Source organism: Tenacibaculum sp. 1B UA, from assembly GCF_033978845.1.
Taxonomy (GTDB): domain Bacteria; phylum Bacteroidota; class Bacteroidia; order Flavobacteriales; family Flavobacteriaceae; genus Polaribacter.
Window position 1 is genome coordinate 145,486 of the sequence record NZ_JAKVUA010000003.1, and the last position, 17,197, is coordinate 162,682.

18 protein-coding genes are annotated in these 17,197 nt (G+C 32.3%); 8 read left to right on the plus strand and 10 right to left on the minus strand.

The window, feature by feature from the left end; genetic code table 11:
- Positions 1–187 precede the first annotated feature (187 nt).
- Positions 188–1,318 carry a vWA domain-containing protein gene (locus tag MK851_RS04765; protein WP_303511114.1) on the plus strand — a complete coding sequence of 377 codons (1,131 nt, stop codon included), beginning with the start codon at positions 188–190 and terminating at the stop codon, positions 1,316–1,318.
- A 174-nt stretch (positions 1,319–1,492) separates the two neighbouring features.
- Here the strand turns inward: MK851_RS04765 and MK851_RS04770 are convergent, their stop codons facing one another.
- Both MK851_RS04770 and MK851_RS04775 read right to left on the minus strand, forming a co-directional pair.
- Complete coding sequence (locus tag MK851_RS04770) at positions 1,493–2,287, minus strand: glucosaminidase domain-containing protein (RefSeq protein ID WP_303511118.1); 795 nt, start codon at positions 2,285–2,287, stop codon at positions 1,493–1,495.
- A complete protein-coding gene (locus tag MK851_RS04775; protein WP_320241916.1) occupies positions 2,287–3,228 on the minus strand; it encodes a 1-aminocyclopropane-1-carboxylate deaminase/D-cysteine desulfhydrase in 942 nt (313 codons plus the stop codon). Before MK851_RS04775 ends, MK851_RS04770 begins: the two co-directional genes overlap by 1 nt.
- A 686-nt stretch (positions 3,229–3,914) precedes the next feature.
- On the opposite strand from MK851_RS04775, the gene MK851_RS04780 reads away from it, so the two are divergent.
- The 6 genes from MK851_RS04780 to MK851_RS04805 all read left to right on the plus strand — a co-directional run bounded on the left by MK851_RS04780 (position 3,915) and on the right by MK851_RS04805 (position 7,333).
- The gene (locus MK851_RS04780; RefSeq protein ID WP_320241918.1) at positions 3,915–4,289 is read left to right on the plus strand and encodes a hypothetical protein; all 375 of its coding nucleotides are present in this window, start codon (positions 3,915–3,917) and stop codon (positions 4,287–4,289) included.
- A 92-nt stretch (positions 4,290–4,381) separates the two neighbouring features.
- Positions 4,382–4,873: a hypothetical protein gene (locus MK851_RS04785; RefSeq protein ID WP_413788382.1), complete on the plus strand. Its 492-nt coding sequence runs from the start codon at positions 4,382–4,384 to the stop codon at positions 4,871–4,873.
- Between the two features lie 425 nt (positions 4,874–5,298).
- Positions 5,299–5,517, plus strand: a complete 219-nt coding sequence (locus MK851_RS04790; protein ID WP_320241920.1) for a hypothetical protein — start codon at positions 5,299–5,301, stop codon at positions 5,515–5,517.
- A 223-nt stretch (positions 5,518–5,740) separates the two neighbouring features.
- A complete protein-coding gene (locus MK851_RS04795; protein ID WP_320241922.1) occupies positions 5,741–6,571 on the plus strand; it encodes a DUF4261 domain-containing protein in 831 nt (276 codons plus the stop codon).
- A 218-nt stretch (positions 6,572–6,789) separates the two neighbouring features.
- A complete protein-coding gene (locus MK851_RS04800) occupies positions 6,790–7,041 on the plus strand; it encodes a type II toxin-antitoxin system ParD family antitoxin (protein ID WP_303509868.1) in 252 nt (83 codons plus the stop codon).
- Positions 7,034–7,333 carry a type II toxin-antitoxin system RelE/ParE family toxin gene (locus tag MK851_RS04805; RefSeq protein ID WP_320241926.1) on the plus strand — a complete coding sequence of 100 codons (300 nt, stop codon included), beginning with the start codon at positions 7,034–7,036 and terminating at the stop codon, positions 7,331–7,333. Before MK851_RS04800 ends, MK851_RS04805 begins: the two co-directional genes overlap by 8 nt.
- A 60-nt stretch (positions 7,334–7,393) precedes the next feature.
- Here MK851_RS04805 and MK851_RS04810 read toward each other — a convergent pair whose 3' ends face one another.
- The gene (locus MK851_RS04810) at positions 7,394–9,310 is read right to left on the minus strand and encodes an ABC-F family ATP-binding cassette domain-containing protein (protein WP_320241928.1); all 1,917 of its coding nucleotides are present in this window, start codon (positions 9,308–9,310) and stop codon (positions 7,394–7,396) included.
- Between the two features lie 119 nt (positions 9,311–9,429).
- Between MK851_RS04810 and MK851_RS04815 the strand changes: the two genes are divergently transcribed.
- Complete coding sequence (locus MK851_RS04815; protein ID WP_303509859.1) at positions 9,430–9,825, plus strand: DUF983 domain-containing protein; 396 nt, start codon at positions 9,430–9,432, stop codon at positions 9,823–9,825.
- A gap of 63 nt (positions 9,826–9,888) precedes the next feature.
- Here MK851_RS04815 and MK851_RS04820 read toward each other — a convergent pair whose 3' ends face one another.
- The 7 genes from MK851_RS04820 to MK851_RS04850 form a co-directional block, all read right to left on the minus strand.
- On the minus strand, positions 9,889–10,941 hold the full coding sequence (locus tag MK851_RS04820; RefSeq protein ID WP_320241931.1) for an FAD-dependent oxidoreductase: 1,053 nt from the start codon (positions 10,939–10,941) through the stop codon (positions 9,889–9,891).
- 73 nt (positions 10,942–11,014) lie between these two features.
- On the minus strand, positions 11,015–11,206 hold the full coding sequence (locus MK851_RS04825; protein WP_115900186.1) for a hypothetical protein: 192 nt from the start codon (positions 11,204–11,206) through the stop codon (positions 11,015–11,017).
- Between the two features lie 153 nt (positions 11,207–11,359).
- Positions 11,360–12,220, minus strand: coding sequence for a gliding motility protein GldN (gldN, locus tag MK851_RS04830; RefSeq protein ID WP_115900185.1), 861 nt, complete (start codon positions 12,218–12,220; stop codon positions 11,360–11,362).
- A gap of 19 nt (positions 12,221–12,239) precedes the next feature.
- Positions 12,240–13,775, minus strand: coding sequence for a gliding motility protein GldM (gene gldM / locus MK851_RS04835; protein ID WP_320241935.1), 1,536 nt, complete (start codon positions 13,773–13,775; stop codon positions 12,240–12,242).
- A 39-nt stretch (positions 13,776–13,814) separates the two neighbouring features.
- Positions 13,815–14,456 (minus strand): gliding motility protein GldL, encoded by a 642-nt coding sequence (gene gldL / locus MK851_RS04840; protein ID WP_320241937.1) that lies wholly within the window; start codon positions 14,454–14,456, stop codon positions 13,815–13,817.
- A gap of 50 nt (positions 14,457–14,506) precedes the next feature.
- Complete coding sequence (gene gldK / locus MK851_RS04845; protein ID WP_303509849.1) at positions 14,507–15,886, minus strand: gliding motility lipoprotein GldK; 1,380 nt, start codon at positions 15,884–15,886, stop codon at positions 14,507–14,509.
- A gap of 97 nt (positions 15,887–15,983) precedes the next feature.
- Entirely contained in the window at positions 15,984–17,144 is a 1,161-nt protein-coding gene (locus tag MK851_RS04850) for a formimidoylglutamase (RefSeq protein ID WP_303509846.1), read from the minus strand.
- Between the last annotated feature and the right edge of the window lie 53 nt (positions 17,145–17,197).

The window sequence follows — 17,197 nt, forward strand, 5'->3', positions numbered from 1 at the left end:
CCAAACCACTAAAACACCATAAAAAACAGTCAAAAAATAGGGATTACTCATTTAGTTAATCATTTCCCTAAACGAAACAACCTGTTCACTCATTCTGTATTTTTTAAGAAAAAAGTTAGAAGTAATTTTGAATAGAAATTAACACCAATCAAACTTATACCCAATTAATAACTAAAAAATAAAAATTATGAAAACGCACACATTAAAAGTATTTTTCTTTTGCTTAGTATTACTAACAACAACTACGTTTGCTAATGAAAAGCAACCTACTAAAAAAGCTAAAAAGCAAACCGTAAAAGTTGCTTTATTACTGGATACCAGTAATAGTATGGATGGACTCATTAATCAAGCAAAAGCGCAACTATGGGAAATTGTAAATGAGCTATCGTATGCAAAAAGCAATGGTATTACTCCTAATTTAGAAATTGCTTTATACGAATACGGAAATTCAAGTTTATCTCCTAAAGAAGGATACATTCAACAAGTTTTACAATTTACGAGTGATTTGGATGAAATTTCTGAACATCTTTTTTCTTTAAGCACCAATGGTGGAAGTGAATATTGTGGACAGGTAATACAAACTTCTTTAAACGAATTGGATTGGGGAGCTAATAAGCGTGATTTAAAAATGATTTTTATTGCGGGAAATGAACCTTTTACACAAGGAAAAATTAATTACAGAGATGCTATTACCAATGCCAAAGAAAAAGATATTATAGTTAACACAATATTCTGCGGTGACTATAACCAGGGGATTACTGGAAGATGGCAAGACGGAGCTATTTACGGAGGTGGTGATTATATGACTATCAATCAAAACAAACATATTGTACATATTGTAACTCCTTATGACAACGATATTATTATTTTAAATAAACGTTTAAATGACACCTATATTCACTATGGTTCTTATGGATATTCTAAATACAGCAACCAAGCAAAGCAAGATATGAATGCTGAGAGTTTAAATGAAGCTGTGGTGGTAAAACGTGCCGTAACTAAAAGTTCTAAACTATATAAAAATGCTGAATGGGATTTGGTGGATGCTTCAGAAGAAAAAGAAATTGATTATAGCTCTTTAAAAAAGAAACAACTTCCGAAGCAGTTACAAAACAAATCTGCCAAAGAAATTAAAATGTATGTTGAGAAAAAACGTAAAGAGCGTGCTGAAATTCAACAAAAAATTCAAGAGTTAAACAAAAAAAGAAAAACGTATGTAGCAAAAAAACAACGTGAAAGTTCTAAGAAAAATGAATTAGAAAGTGTTATGATTAAAGCTATTAAAAAACAAGCGAAAAAGAAAAATTACTCTTGGTAGTTTTAATTGGGGTTTGGTTAGTTAAAGCGGAGTTTTACTCCGCTTTTTTATGTCTTCATTTCGACCAACGAGAGGAATCTCATTCAAAGAAACAGCAAATATTTTTAATAAACAGAATCAAAGCCCTTCAGGTTTCTCACTTCCGTTACACTACAGTTCGAAATAACATTTCGTTTATTTTACCAACAAATCTTGCCCAATGCTAATGTTATTATCGCTTAGCCCATTTGCTTCTTTTAATCGTTGTACCGAAATATTATATCTTCTTGATATAGAGTACAGCGTATCTCCTTTTTGAACTTTATGTGAAGTTGTTTTATACGTTGGTGTTTTCGCTGCTAAAGAGCCATTTCTTCTAACTCGATCGTATTTATCTAGGTTATACTTTGTAATAATAGAAATTAATTTTTGAGGATATTTTCTGTCCGTTGCATAGCCTGCTCTTTTTAACCCGTATGCCCAACCTTTATAATCTGTATGCCTTAATCTAAATAAACTTGCATATCGCTTACGAGTTAGTAAAAACTGTGAGTGATCTTCATACGAAGTTTCAGGGTATTTATATTTTCTAAAACACTCTCCTTTTTCATCATCATCATGAGTTACACTATTACCTTGCCAACCTCTATGGCATTTAATTCCGAAGTGATTGTTTGATCTTCGAGCCAACTGGCTTCTTCCACTCCCCGATTCTAATACTCCTTGCGCTAAGGTAATACTAGCAGGAATACCATGTTCGTGCATTTTTTTTACCGCTATCGGTGCAAATTTTTGAATATATGCCTCGGTATGGTTTGTCGTAGTTTTTATCGGTTTTTGTATTTGCTCTAACTGTGGTAACTCAGGCATTATTTCTTCTCTAGGTTCTAAAACCACTTCGTTTGGTGTGTTTTTCACCACATTTTTACCCGATCCGCAACTTGTAAATATTGCTGCACATACTACTAAAAAAACTACCTTTATTCTCATTAATCCTTTATTAACTCTTTATTTTTATTCTTTAATTTCTTATTTACTCCTGCTATTCCTTGCAAACCTCCTGTATGAATTGCTAGTATTTTACTGTTTTTCGGAAACATATTTTTTGCTACTAAATCTAGTATTCCAAATAACATTTTCGCTGTATAAACTGGATCTAACAAAACACCTGTTTGCTCTTTAAATTCATTTATAAAACGGATTAACTCCTCAGAATATTTTCCATAGCCTCCAAAATGATAGTTGGTTTGCAAACTCCAATTTTCACATCCTTTTACATAAGGTTTTATTTCTTCTACTAAAAAATCTCCTTTTAGTGCAGGAAACCCAATTACTTTTTGATGATTTTCGGCTGAATTTATCAATCCAGAAATCGTTCCTCCAGTACCTACTGCGCAACAAATATAATTGAATTTTTCATCTTCATTTGTTAAAATCTCCTCGCAACCTTTTACAGCTAAAGCATTTGTTCCTCCTTCTGGAACCAAGTAAAAATCACCAAACTCTTTTTTTAACTGATTAATGAATTCTTCGGAAGTTTTATTTCGGTAGGCTTCTCTGGTAATAAACTTAAACTGCATTCCGTTTTCGGAAGCATTTCTCAAGGTTTCATTTTGTAAAAGTGTTTTCGTTACATCCCTTCCTAGTTCATCACCTCTAATAATTCCGATGGTTTTAAAACCTGCCATTTTTCCTGCAGCAGCAGTAGCTGCAATATGATTTGAAAAAGCACCTCCAAAAGTTAGCAAGGTTTCTTTTCCTTGTCGTTTTGCTTCTGCAATATTGTACTTCAGTTTTCTGAATTTATTGCCTGAAACAAATGAATGAATAGTGTCTTCTCTTTTTATAAAAAGTTCAACACCTTTTGTTGTTAAAATAGGTAGATGAATTTGTTGATTTTCTGGTATGGGAATTTCTAGTTGAAATAACATTTTAAAAAATTATCAATGCAAAAATAAGCCTTTAATCTATTTTTAGCTTATACCCTACTATACCAATAGTAGTTTTTTAAAAAAATTAATAACATAGTCGTGAAAAGTATTAACTAACCGTGCCGTAATAGTAGCGACCCGTGCCGTGGTGTCTTCGGAGCATGCCGTGGTATCAGCGACCCATGCCGCGATGTCTGCGGAGCATGCCGTGGTGTCTTCGGAGCATGCCGTGATATCAGCGACCCATGCCGCGGTGTCTTCGGAGCACGCCGTGATAGTAGCGACCCATGCCGTAGTGTCTTCGGAGCATGCCGTGGTATCAGCGACCCGTGCCGCGGTGTCTTCGGAGCATGCCGTGATATTAGCGACCCATGCCGCGGTGTCTGCGGAGCACGCCGTGATATCAGCGACCCAATAGCGGAGACTATTCAATAAAGTGTGTCAACTTATTTTTAGTTTTCTAAATTAAGATATCAGAGGTCGTTAATAACGACTAAAACTACTTTTAGCACCTAAATAGCTGAGCTTATGGGTTTCCGTAAGAAAGTTAAATTATTATTAATAAGTTCGTAAAGTATAAACAAACATAAAACACAACTATAAACCTACCAAAATGGGTGTATAACGATGTATAAACAAGTTGGTGTTCATTATCCACGAAAACTTAAAAATTGAAAAAAAATAAAATGAAAAAAAAATTAATAATACTCGGAATAATTGGAATGTTCATTGGAGGAGTTTTACTTTACAATAATCATATAGAAAATAAGTACCCAACCTCTAAATCATCTCATAAAAAGAAAACAAGCACCTATTTCAGTAATGAAAAAGCAGCTTATGCTGCGCAAAAATTTGTTGAAAGACAATTGAAATCTCCAAGTACTGCAAAATTTCCTTCGTTGAACAAGTCAAAGGTTGAAAAGTCAAATAATGAATATAAAATATCATCTTATGTTGATTCTCAAAATGGTTTTGGAGCTATGATTAGAAGTAATTATACTGTAAAATTAAGAAAAAAGGAAAATGGAAATATTTCACTTATAAATATAAATATTAAATAAATGAAATTAAGCATTTATCGGATAAAGAGAAAGAATATTTCCGAATTGCCGTTGATAAATCTAAATTTCTTTATAGAACATATTTCAATTCAATAAAGCTTCTAGTTATTGACATTCATAAACTTCTGAATCCAAACGAGCATTTTAGCTTAAAAAAGACTATTAATTTTGCAAAATCTAATATCAATAAAATTGAGTGGAACATAAAACCTACTCAAGAACATTTAAAAACAATTGAACTCCAAATTGATGAGTTAATTGAAAACTATCTCCAAAAAGTAAAAAACTTAAGAAATAATCATTACGCCCACTTAGACAAAAATAAAGATACTATTATTTATGACTTACGATTAAAGGATATGTATCAAATCATGGAGAAATCGGAAATAATTTACAAAAATCTTGTTTCTCATTTCAACAATTCGGGTGCGATTTTTAACATATGGAAAAATCCACCCAACGAGATTTTAAGTTTATCAAAATATCATAAAATTAGAAAGTTATTATTAGATAAATATTTAGCGAATGAATGGAATGACGAACTAAATCAAATTTGGGGTATAATTAATGAAAAGCCAGTGTAGAACACCATGTATAGCTTATTGCGGCTGAATTCCTAATCGGAATTCATTTCAATTTGCTATCTTCGTTTTACGACGGAAAATCATAGCTGTTTTCCGCAACGAAGCCATACACAAACACGTTGGGTTTCATTAGCGAAAGTTGTTAAAAATTCAAGTTTTTAGTTTTTAAAATGAATTTTAGCAATGGCGGAAAAATTTTCAGAAAAGCTATATTGGAATTTAATTAGAACTCATAAAAAGTAGCTTGAATAATTTAGTTTTTTAAGTCAATTTTTATAAATCGATAAATTCCAATTTAGAGTTGTATCGTACATAAAAATCTAAAACTAGAGAGTTTTGAAATCAAATTCTTATTTCTCTAAATTTTGAGAATATTAAAAATGAAATTTAATACGAAAAAATAAAAACCAAATTTCTACCATAAAATGAAAAAAAAAGAACAAAAATTGACTCCAAAAAAAAAACGATTTAACGAAAAATATAATGACTTTTCTGACAGTGAAATTCAAAGGGAATTATTATTCGCTCAGCAATTAACTATTGACAAACTTGAAAAAATCAGAACAAACACTTCGAATTTAGTTTGGTTTTTAATTGTCATTCCAATTATTTTTGGAATTTTAGCTGTTGTATTATCAAGTTAAAAAAACTAAAACTACTTTTAGTACTTAAATAGCTGCGATTATGGGATTCCGTAAGAGTTGTAAGAATAATCCGATTTTTATAATTAATTAACAAATAACAGTAATTTTGTTTTAAGTAAAGTATTGGATTTGATAGCGAAAAAAAATACTAAACCTTATGATATCCCATGTTTTTACCGGGATAAAACAACTAAAGTTTGGTATATAACTAGTTGGGCACAATATGAGAAAATCACTAACCATAATATTAATCGGAATTCTATCAATGGGATTATTTAGCTTTTTAAAGAAAGAGAAAAAGACTGAATCAAACACAAATTCAGCAATTTTAGGAATGGTACTTTTAGAAGACCCAAATTCATTTGACTTAAAAGGAACTGTAGATGAATTAAAAACAAAATGGAAACTGAAAGTAAACGACAATAATGCTGATGATAAAGCTGCTGTATTAGTAATTGCAGATTACAATGTTGCAATAGCAAATATTCCTGCTGCAATTCCAGAAGGAGAAGTTGAAAAAACAGCTGAATACAATTATTTCTGGGAAAACGGAATTGAAGAAACATCTAAACACAAAGGACATATTGTCTTATCAATTATGAACGCTGGAAAAAATCCTGTTCAAGAAAACTTGTTGTATAGTAAAATTGCTTCTTCTGTTATGAATAATAGCAAAGCAATTGGAATTTATATTGGAGGTAGAACTTTAGTTCTAAAAAAGGAATTCTATCAAGCGAATGTGGAAATGATGAGCGAAGAAGACCTTCCTCTATATAATTGGATTTACTTTGGTTTAAGAAAAGAAGACGGAAAACAATCTGTATACACATACGGACTTGCTGACTTTGGTAAAATGGAAATGGAAATTATTGAGTCAGAAAATTCAATCGAAGAGTTGAATGAAATGATGTTTAATTTAGCTCATTATGTTATAGCTTATAACGTTACGTTAAAAGATGGAGAAACAATTGGAATTTCGGCTGAACAAAAACTAAAAATTTCCGAATCAAAAGGTAAATTCTTAGAAGGAAAAACATTAAAAGTTGAATATTAAAAATACTGTGCCCAACACCGTGTCCTATGAAAAGTACTAGTCCAGTTCTCCAAAGTTACTATATAATTATTTTAGGGTGTTGAATTGTTGAGTGCTCTTGTTTTGATGAACTTTAAAGATGCTCAACTTACTGCTTTTTCATGGATGCTATACAGAGCCGTTAGGTGTAACTTGGAAAACTTACCAATTTTTGGTACTTTTGAGTAAATATTTGAATTATGAGTAAGAACACATCAATATCACTCGGAAATTATTTTGACCAATTTGTAAGTAGCCAAGTTTCAGCTGGACGATATAAAAATGTAAGTGAAGTAGTTAGAGCTGGACTTCGGCTTTTAGAAAACGAAGAAAGTAAAGTAATCGCTTTGAAAAATGCAATACAAGAAGGAATTGATAGCGGAATTGCACACGATTTTGACCCAGAGAAACATCTTCAGGAATTAAAAGCTAGACATAAAAAGAATGGCTAAATATGAACTGACTAACAAAGCTGTTGAAGATTTGACTGGAATTTGGGAATACACAATTGAAAAGTGGTCTGAACAACAAGCTGACAGATATTATAACTTACTATTAGATAGTTGCCAATATATTGCTAATAATCCTGATTTAGGAAAAAATTACGAAGGAATAACCAATGACTTATTCGGACTTAAAACAAGCCGACATATCATTTTTTACCGAAAGCGAATTAACCTACCGATTGAAATTACGAGAATTTTACACGGACAAATGGATTTAAAAAATAGAATAACTAAATAAAAGAACTACGCACAACAAAGAACTGAGGTAAAAAACAAGTTTTTGCTTTTATTCTTAATATTAAAAATCAACTAACTGCTTCTCAACTTGTTCCCATTCCTCCATAAGTTGGTCTACTTTGGCTTTTTTAGCTTTATAGTTTTCAAAAAAGTTAGGACGTGCAGACACTTCATCGTAATTCTGAGCTAATTCTAAATCTATTTTTTCTATTTCAGCTTCTAAATTTGCGATTTGCGTTTCAATTTTATTAAGCTTGTTTTTTAGCTTTTTTAGCTCTTTTTCTTGCTCTCTCGATAATTGATAGGCTTCTTTTTTAGAAGTATCTTTTTCTTTGGTTACTACCGTTTTTTTCTCAGCATCACGCAAACTTTCCATTTTGTGTTGCTCTAAGAAGTAATCGATATCTCCTAAATATTCTTTTATTTCACGGTCTTTAAATCCGTAAACCGTGGTGGTTAATCCTTGTAAAAAATCACGGTCGTGAGATACTACTATTAACGTTCCATCAAAGTTTTGTAGTGCTTTTTTTAATACATTTTTAGAAGCAATATCTAAGTGGTTGGTAGGCTCATCCATTATTAACACATTAAATGGCGATAGCAATAACTTACACAACGCCAAACGGTTTCGCTCACCTCCTGATAGCACTTTGGCTTTCTTATCTACCGCTTCTCCACCAAACAAAAACGAACCTAACATGTCTCTTACACGCATTCTATTACTATCTGTAGCAGCATCCTCCATAATTTCCAATACAGTCTTTTCAGGAGGTAATTCTTCTGATTGATTTTGAGCAAAATATCCTATTTCAACATTATGCCCTAGCTTTAGGTTTCCTTCAAATGGAATTTCTCCCACCATCATTTTAGCTAACGTAGATTTTCCTTGTCCGTTTTGTCCTACAAAAGCGATTCTACTATTGCGCTCAATCAACAAATCTACATCTTTTAAGACCTCTTTTTCTCCGTAATTCTTGGTTAAATTTTCAGCTTCAACAATAATTTTACCAGGTTCTTTTGATATGGCAAAACGAACATTCATTACTGAATTATCATCTTGATCTACCTCAATACGCTCAACTTTTTCTAATTTTTTAATTAGCGATTGTGCCATGGAAGCTTTGCTCGCCTTCGCACGGAATTTCTCAATTAGTTTTTCGGTATGCTCTATTTCCTTTTGCTGATTTTTCTGCGTTTGTAACTGCTTTTCTTTAATTTCAGCTCGTAGTTTTAAAAACTCAGAATACGGTTTTTTATAATCGTAAATTTGACCTAACGAAATTTCTATCGTTCGGTTAGTTACATTGTCTAAAAACATCTTATCATGCGATACCAACACAATAGCTCCAGCATAGTTTTTTAAGAAGTTTTCTAACCAAATAATCGACTCGATATCTAAGTGGTTGGTAGGCTCATCGAGTAATAAGATATCATTATTCTGTAAAAGTAGTTTTGCTAACTCAATACGCATACGCCAACCTCCAGAAAAGGTATCTGTCAACTTATCAAAATCTTCTCGTTGAAACCCTAAACCTTGTAATATTTTTTCAGTTTCGCCTTGATAATTGTAACCTCCTAGTAACTCGTAACGTTCTGTTTTTTCGTTTAAATCAATAATTAACTGATTATACGACTCACTTTCATAATCGGTTCTTTCAGCTAATTGTCGGTTTATCTCATCTAAATCTAACTCTATTGCTTTAATTTCAGTAAATGCTTGATAGGCTTCTTCTAAAATAGTTCTTCCCTGAACAAAATCAATATCCTGACGTAAAAATCCGATACGTACATCTTTATCAAATGCTAGCGTTCCACCACTACTTTCAATATCTTTTGATAAAACTTTTAATAAAGTAGATTTTCCTGCTCCATTTTTTCCAATCAATCCAATTCTATCTCCTTTTATTAATTTAAAAGTGATTCCGGAGAACAAATCTGTTCCCATAAATGAAACTGATACATCGTGTACGTTTAACATATTTTTAGCAAATTACTTTGGTTTTGTAACTAGAGTTACAAATGATAGTTTTATTTTTGTTGAAATTTGTGCAAACTTACAAAAAGCAAATAGTTAATTGAACTTAATACCTATAAGAAATGTTTGGAAAAGGAAGTAAATTGTATAGTATTTTTAATGGTAAATGTCCTCGTTGTCATGAAGGGGAGTTTTTTAAATACAAGCTTAACTTCAACCCTAAAAAAGTTACTACATTACACGAGAACTGCCCAAAATGTAATTTAAAATACATGATGGAGCCTTCTTTCTTTTTTGGTGCAATGTATGTTAATTATGGTTTAGCAGTTGCTCTTTTTGTTGCTATTTTTATCATTGCTAAAGTATTTATTGGACTATCTATTTTACATAGTTTCATTGCTATTGTTGCTGTCTCTTTGATTCTAACACCTGTTACCTTACGACTTTCAAGAATTATTTGGATTAATCTTTTTGTGAGTTATAAAAAAGAGGCTGAAGAATTACAATCAAAAAAATAATAAAAAAACAAAAACGACTTCCTAATCACTTAAGAAGTCGTTTTTTCTATACAATACATTCTATTATTCTTGTCTGAATCTTTCAATATCTATTTCTTTATCTAACTCTTCATTTCTTTCAAAGTGATTAAAGAGGTTTTCAGCTACAGTTGGAGCTACCATTACACCTCGCGTACCTAAACCGTTTAAAACGGCTAATTTTGGATATTTTGGATGTTTTCCTACTAAAGGTCTTCTATCTTTAACTGTTGGGCGTATTCCTGCTGATTGCTCTATTATTGTATATGGAACAGATATAACTTTTTGTAGTTTATCCTCCAATTCTTTTCTTCCTTCTTCTGTTGGAATCGAGGTTTTATCTGTCCAGTTAAATGTTGCTCCTATTTTATAAGTATCGTTACCTAGTGGCATTATAAAAACACTACCTTTTAATAAAAAATCTATTTTCAATTCAGGAGCATGTATTGTTATGGTTTCTCCTTTGGTTCCGTTTAGAGGTAAATAATTAAAAAATGGATTTTTCTTCAAACCAAACCCTTCACTAAACACAATTCTTTTTGCTGTGATGTCTTGGTATCTAACTATTTCTTTTTCAATCTTTACTTTTGAATAGTCAAAGGCTTCTTTTACTAGACTTTTTAATGACTTGATATATTCTTTATAGGTTTTCACCAATAGAGGCGTATCGATTCTCCCTGTACCTTTTAGTTCTCCAAATCCATAATCACCTATAATTCCTTTTATTCTTTCTTTTGAGACCTTAGGATTCATGTAGTAAGATAACATCGGTTTATCTGATGCTATGAACCAGTTGTTTTCATCTCCTACACTTGTGAATACTTTTTTTGTGGTAAATTTATAATCTAAGGTAAGTTGTAACTTTTCTTCTAATTCTTTATAAAAAGGGATTGCTTTTTGCAATTGCTCATGTCCGTTCCAAACTGGAGTAAATCGTTTTAAAATTACGGGATTGTAAACCCCACCAGCAACTACCGATGATACTTGTGAGTTATTTTCAAAAACTATAAAGCTTTTGTTGTTTTTTATTAATTGTTCTGTAAAAGCTATTCCTGATAGCCCTAAACCAACGATGATATAATCTACCTCTGCATTCATAATTCAAAAGTACTACTATTGCAATAAAAAAGAGCTTGCATTGCAAGCTCTTTTTTTATCTTTTACTATTGAATTAACTAGCTCTCCATTCATCACAGTAATCCCAACATGCTCGTACACTTTTATGTGATGGGTGATGTAACGGTGGATGATAATCTGCTCCCCCACTTGGGTCTGTACATGAACACCCTTTTCCTTTAACTGCATTCAAGTTTGATTTAGATAACTTAGTCACTCCTTCTAGTTCTAGAATTTTTCCTATCATAATATATAAATTTTTAAATTAACAACTAATATATTATCTTTTTACTTAAAATACAATAATTATATATGTTTTTTTATTAACCCTGAAATACTATTATTACAACAAAAAAAGAGCTTGCAATGCAAGCTCTTTTTTTATATAGAAAAGGAATAATTAGTAATTCCACATATCCATTTCCCTATTACGGATACCTTCTTTAATCCTATTTGCTTCTAATAATTGAAATAAAGAGTTACCACGAACATAATCAGAAATTGCTCTGTCTCCATAAATATTCTCCTCTCTCAAGATAGTAGAGTTGAAACGTCTTGCATTTAACAAGTTGTCATAAGAAAGTGGTTGAGCTGAATTTTCTGGATTGAATACTTTAGATTCATGTAATGTTTCACGAGCATCTGGGAAAAACACCCAAAATAAAGGATATACACTTTCGCTATCATCAATTTCTTCAACTCCCATCACTTGTACATCTGGTCCCATTGGAGCCAAAGCTAATAAACGATATTTTAACTCACCTTGACGTTTATCAAAATACCAAATACCTTTCAACTTAAACCCCTTTATATCAAGAGATTGCACGTAATAGTCATCTACATAATCACCATTTTGTCGTTGGTTATAGGTCATCAATTTAACTTCTTCCATCCCTATTTTTGTAGTGAAGTAAGAATCATTATAAACCTCTGTAATTTCACCGTTTTTAATCCCTTTTAATAGGGTATCAAATAAAGAACGCCTTGTTAACCCAGCATTCATAGTATCAATTGGGTAATAATAAGGAAGATTTATTTTTTGATTTAAATCTACATATTCCCACACCACTTTAGACCACAATACATCTCTATCACTAATAAAGCCATAAGGAAGTGGTTTGTCATCTTCTGAAGCAATTTGAGCTTCAGATTTAAATCCAATTTCATCTACCTTTTTTGCATTTAAAAGGTTGGCTTGGGCATTTGCATAGCTTGTTGCTGCAAATACGAATAAAACCATATAAAAACGCTTCCAATTCATACTTTCTTATTTTTACTTATTAATTTGTAATTTCTACACTAACAGGTAATACTTTTTTGATTCTATAATTAGATCCTGAAACAGATGCTTTGATATCAAAAATTGTAATTACATCATTTCTTCTTGCCTTAGTAATTGCCGCTTTAGCTCTTGAGTTCATAGATCTTCCATTCACAGGAATAGCAACTTGCCCTGGTACCTTAATTTTAAAGCTAGATACGTTTAGTTTTAAATCGAATAAGAAATCTGGTAAACCAGCTGCTACACTTATTCTTCCTAAACTAGTTTTAGGCATTTTTACTGTACCGTATTGACCTCTAACCATACCTACTGCTGGTGGTATGTCTTTAATTCTAAATTTCTTAACAGAACGTACACCTTTTGATGCACCTGTTGGAGTTCCTGTAACTACGATGTTTACCTCACTACCTTTACCTGGATACATAGCATACTTATCTCCCCTAACTCTTTTCAGTCCTGGAGCTCTTGCGCTAACTTTGTTTCCTGGTACTCCTGGAATAGATATTGTTAATGGATTAGATAAACCACGGTATACAACATTCATCTTGTCGGCAGAAACTAACGCTTCATTTGGTCTAGGAATTACAGCATAAGCTCCTTTGATATCAATCTTTACAATAGAATCACCTTCTTTAAATTGGAACTCTCCTTTTAACTCCTTATCTCCTACATTTCCTGCTGGACCATCTAAAATAACTTGTCCTGCTTGAATTTTTTCTTGCTCAACTTCTTTATCATTAATAATAACTTTCTCAGCAGTTAAATTAGGGTCTTTTTTTCCTAATACAATTCTACCTGATAAGTTTTCTCCTGGATAATAAGCACTCTTATCAAAAACAACCATTGCTTCATACTTGGTCATAGATACAGCACTTTGTAATTCTCCTTGTAATAAAGCCGTTAAAGCGTCTGATTCTGTGGCTTTAATGTCTGCTTGGATTTGAGTTAACTTAGTTAAAGATGCAATTAAAGGAAATCCTTCAAAATGATATTTTAACCAGTCAATTTTTTTACCATCTTTGTTTTCTTCTTTGGCTGTACTAAAGCGAGCTGCAATTACATCAGCTACCTCTGTACCTTCTAAAGCTGTTACCGCATCGTTTCTGAAAGCATCTATCTTAGCTACAAACTCTTGTCCTGCTTTTGATATTTTACCTCCTTTAAAGAATAACTCATCTAAAAACTTAGACTTATCCATTGTTTCATATGCTTCCTTGTCTTCTAAATCACCAGTCATTTGGCTCTTTAAGTCTCCTACATAAGCATACAATTCATCCGCAGCTACTTTTAACTTATCAGTTTTCTCTTTAGCTTCACCATATTGTTTAGCTTGTTCTGCTGCTTTTTGAGCTAACGTTTCGTAAGCTGTTTTATTTTTCTCAGTTGCTTTTTCGTTTGCTACTGTTAATTTTTCATTCATTAATCCAAAGGCTGATAATACCTCTTTACTCATATTCATTGCTAACATTGCAATAAATACTAAGTACATAAGGTTAATCATCTTCTGCCTTGGTGATAGTTGTCCTCCTGCCATATTAATTAGTTTGTTTAGTTAATAAATTAGATAAACTAATTATTTATTAGACATTGCAGTTAACATTCCTCCATATACTCCATTTAATGAAGATAAGTTTGTTGCTAACGATTGCATTTGTTCTTGTAAACGTTGAGAGTTCTCTACCATTGCAGAGTTTAAATCAGCTTGTTTACTAGCGCTTTCTACTTGTGTTTGATATAAACTGTTTAAAGACTCCATTTGAGCTGCTGCTCTAGACATTTGCTCATTGTAACTATTAGTAGCTGAAATTGATTGAGAAGCTGAAGCTAATGGTTCTACTGCTCCTTGGAAATTTTTAATGCTATCACCTAAACGAGAAACTAATTGAGCATCTAATTTAGCTTCGCTTAAAATATTATCTAACTTTTGAGATAACATGCTTTGTGCTTCTTCTGGAGATGCTTCTTTACCTTTTTTACCTCCTAGTGATTGTCCATCTGCTAACTCTGGGTATACTTTTGTCCAATCTAAATCGTCTTCAACTGCTTCAAACGCTGACAATGCGAAAACTGCTGCTTCAACAATCATACCTACCATTAATACTTCATTTCCAAAAGGCCAGTGTAAAATTTTAAATAATGCTCCAATAATAACTACTGCGGCTCCTAAACCGTAAGCCATATTGAACATTTTCTTAGTTGATTTTGATTGTGCCATAATTCTTGATTTTTAAATTTTGGGGATTAATATTTATTCTTGTTTTCTTGTTAATTACTTTTATTAGTACCTAAATAATCTTGTACTGTTCTAAATCCAATATAACTTCTTGCTGTATCAGCATATTCCCAATCACGAGAACTTACCTCTAAGAAATATGCTACATCTTTCCAAGATCCTCCACGGATAATTTTTCTTCTATTCTCTTTTATTTCTACATTAGGATTCATTGTAGACCCCATGTAATAAGACATTTGGTTATAAGCTGTATTAGTCCACTCAGAAACATTACCTGCCATATTAAACAACCCATACTCATTAGGATTATAAGACATCGCCTCGACAGTATATAAAGCTCCATCTGCAGCATAGTCTCCACGAACTGGTTTAAAGTTTGCTAAGAAGCACCCTCTATCACTTGTCGTACTTGGTCCACCCCAAGGGTATTTACCATAATCTAGTCCTCCACGTGCAGCATACTCCCACTCAGCTTCTGTTGGTAATCTGAATGCTGGTACTAAACCTAATTTCTGTTTTGATCGTTGGAAGTTATTTTTTGTTTGAGTTCTCCAGTGACAGAATGCTTTTGCTTGATTCCAAGTAACTCCTACTACTGGATAGTTTTCGTAAGCTTTATGACCAAAGTATTCTTGGTGCATTGGGTCATTGTATGAATAGTTAAAATCTTTAATCCATACTGTCGTATCTGGATATACATTTATAACTTCATCTCTTAAGAAATCTTTTCTATTTTTACCAGTTCTTGCAGCCGCCTCATTATCAAACCAGTAATACCTATAATTTAATAGTTTTGTATTAAATGTTCTTATTCCATTTAAGGCTTCATCTTTCTTAATATATAGAGAATCCATTACCTCAACATAGTCTGCATCTGGATATTCTTGAGAATCCCAAATAAGTTCTTCTTCCCAATTTAATGGTTTCAATGAATCTAGTCCTTCACCTAACTCATAGTAATTTTCACGCATGTATTTCTCATACGGGGTTTCATTTACTGTGTCTTTTGATGCAAAAGCATATAACTGTATCCCTTGTGCATTTTTACCTGTAGCTTCAGCATTTTCTCCTCCTAAAGAAGCAAAATCTGCTTGGTAAGCTAATTTAGTTCTTGTAATAGAGTCTCTAACCCAATGAACAAATGCTTTGTACTCACTATTAGTTATTTCTGTTTCATCCATGTAGAATGGCTGTACAGTAACCGTTTTAGTTGGAGCATTCATAGCCCCCATAGGGTCTTCATCTTGTTTCCCCATAGTGAAAGATCCTCCTGGAATTTTAGCCATACCGTATGGCTTCTCTGCAAACCATTTTCTTTTTGACTTTACTCCTACCAATTCTCCTCTATCTCCACTTGAACCACAAGAGTAGATGATAGATGCTAACAATGCAAGTACTGTTATTTTTTTCATATTATATCTTTCTTATATAAAGAGGCGTAAACCTATTATTTTTTTTATTAAAAAACAATTACGAGTTATTATTTTTTACAGAACATACAACTTTCTACTAAACAAGCTTTTGCAAAGCTTTATACCACCTTTCTGGTGTTTTTTGTTGCAACGCCTGTTCATAATCTCGATAGTTACATGGTATTAACGCATGTCTTTTGTGTTTATTATTTGATATTAAGTTTATTTCCATCCACCAACGCCCACTTTTGTCACTCTTATAGAAATTTATGGGGTCATCATCATTCAAAAGTACTGTAAACTTTTGGTAACTTTCTTTTGTGACAAATGGATAATCTTTAGCTCTTGAGTTTACCCCTTCTATAAAGTACCAAATCACTTGAGCTATTAAATTTGCTGTCTGGCAATTTGAATCTAGCTTACTATTATACTCATATATCCCAAAGGATGTTACTTTATCGCTAATTCCTGCATAACGTGCAATAGCACACACTTCCTCTCCATAAAAACCATTTGGTGAGGCATTTTTATTCCCAGGTGCTTCACTTTGCCGAACACTTCCAATATCAATACTTACAACATCTGCATCACGCATTATAGGCTCTACTAAAGTTACATCCTTTACTTGCCCTAATCTGTAAGCATCAAAATATAATTTATCTAATAAATCTATTTCTTCTTGTGAATTGAAATATGTTTGATAACCTATATTACTAAAATTGAACAAATTGTTTGGTTGTTCCATAACAATTCTACTCACATATGACCTTGAACTTAGCTCGTCTTCTAATGTTCCTAAATCAAATCTGCTATCTACAGCGACTAGATTAACTGTTTGTTCTAACTCATCATAAGCCCTATAATTCGCATAAGTTAAATCTTGCCCTCCCCCAATTATAATTGGAAGTATATTTTTTTTCAGTAAAAATGCTATTGATGATTTAACAGCAAAATAAGTATCTTCTAGTGTATTTCCTTTCTCTATATCCCCAAGATCCGCTATACGCGTATGCCAATTACCAGGGAATAATTGATATAAATGCTTACGTATTTCGTGCAGTTCTTTACCTGTACCAAAATTATCTATTGCACCTCTATCATCTTTAACGCCTAAAACAGCTATAGAAACTTCCGTTAAATCTGGAAAACCATCTTGAACAGTATGAATCTGAATATTCCTACCTAATACAGCAGAAGGTTGTATAACTACATAAGCAGCTACAGAATCTTCAACAGGGGTAAAGAAGTCTATATTCATTGATAAGGGGAATTTAAGGGTCGCAATATACTAAACTATTTTTTTTTTGAAAG

What these genes read in the sequence shown, in the direction of transcription:
- MK851_RS04795 (WP_320241922.1), top strand. Translation starts at nt 5,741, where the DNA reads ATGAGAAAATCACTAACCATAATATTAATCGGAATTCTATCAATGGGA.
- MK851_RS04800 (WP_303509868.1), top strand. Translation starts at nt 6,790, where the DNA reads ATGAGTAAGAACACATCAATATCACTCGGAAATTATTTTGACCAATTT.
- MK851_RS04775 (WP_320241916.1), bottom strand. Translation starts at nt 3,228, where the DNA reads ATGTTATTTCAACTAGAAATTCCCATACCAGAAAATCAACAAATTCAT.
- gldN (WP_115900185.1), bottom strand. Translation starts at nt 12,220, where the DNA reads ATGAATTGGAAGCGTTTTTATATGGTTTTATTCGTATTTGCAGCAACA.
- MK851_RS04810 (WP_320241928.1), bottom strand. Translation starts at nt 9,310, where the DNA reads ATGTTAAACGTACACGATGTATCAGTTTCATTTATGGGAACAGATTTG.
- MK851_RS04820 (WP_320241931.1), bottom strand. Translation starts at nt 10,941, where the DNA reads ATGAATGCAGAGGTAGATTATATCATCGTTGGTTTAGGGCTATCAGGA.
- MK851_RS04815 (WP_303509859.1), top strand. Translation starts at nt 9,430, where the DNA reads ATGTTTGGAAAAGGAAGTAAATTGTATAGTATTTTTAATGGTAAATGT.
- MK851_RS04770 (WP_303511118.1), bottom strand. Translation starts at nt 2,287, where the DNA reads ATGAGAATAAAGGTAGTTTTTTTAGTAGTATGTGCAGCAATATTTACA.
- gldL (WP_320241937.1), bottom strand. Translation starts at nt 14,456, where the DNA reads ATGGCACAATCAAAATCAACTAAGAAAATGTTCAATATGGCTTACGGT.
- MK851_RS04765 (WP_303511114.1), top strand. Translation starts at nt 188, where the DNA reads ATGAAAACGCACACATTAAAAGTATTTTTCTTTTGCTTAGTATTACTA.
- MK851_RS04825 (WP_115900186.1), bottom strand. Translation starts at nt 11,206, where the DNA reads ATGATAGGAAAAATTCTAGAACTAGAAGGAGTGACTAAGTTATCTAAA.
- MK851_RS04790 (WP_320241920.1), top strand. Translation starts at nt 5,299, where the DNA reads ATGAAAAAAAAAGAACAAAAATTGACTCCAAAAAAAAAACGATTTAAC.
- MK851_RS04850 (WP_303509846.1), bottom strand. Translation starts at nt 17,144, where the DNA reads ATGAATATAGACTTCTTTACCCCTGTTGAAGATTCTGTAGCTGCTTAT.
- MK851_RS04805 (WP_320241926.1), top strand. Translation starts at nt 7,034, where the DNA reads ATGGCTAAATATGAACTGACTAACAAAGCTGTTGAAGATTTGACTGGA.
- MK851_RS04780 (WP_320241918.1), top strand. Translation starts at nt 3,915, where the DNA reads ATGAAAAAAAAATTAATAATACTCGGAATAATTGGAATGTTCATTGGA.
- gldM (WP_320241935.1), bottom strand. Translation starts at nt 13,775, where the DNA reads ATGGCAGGAGGACAACTATCACCAAGGCAGAAGATGATTAACCTTATG.
- gldK (WP_303509849.1), bottom strand. Translation starts at nt 15,886, where the DNA reads ATGAAAAAAATAACAGTACTTGCATTGTTAGCATCTATCATCTACTCT.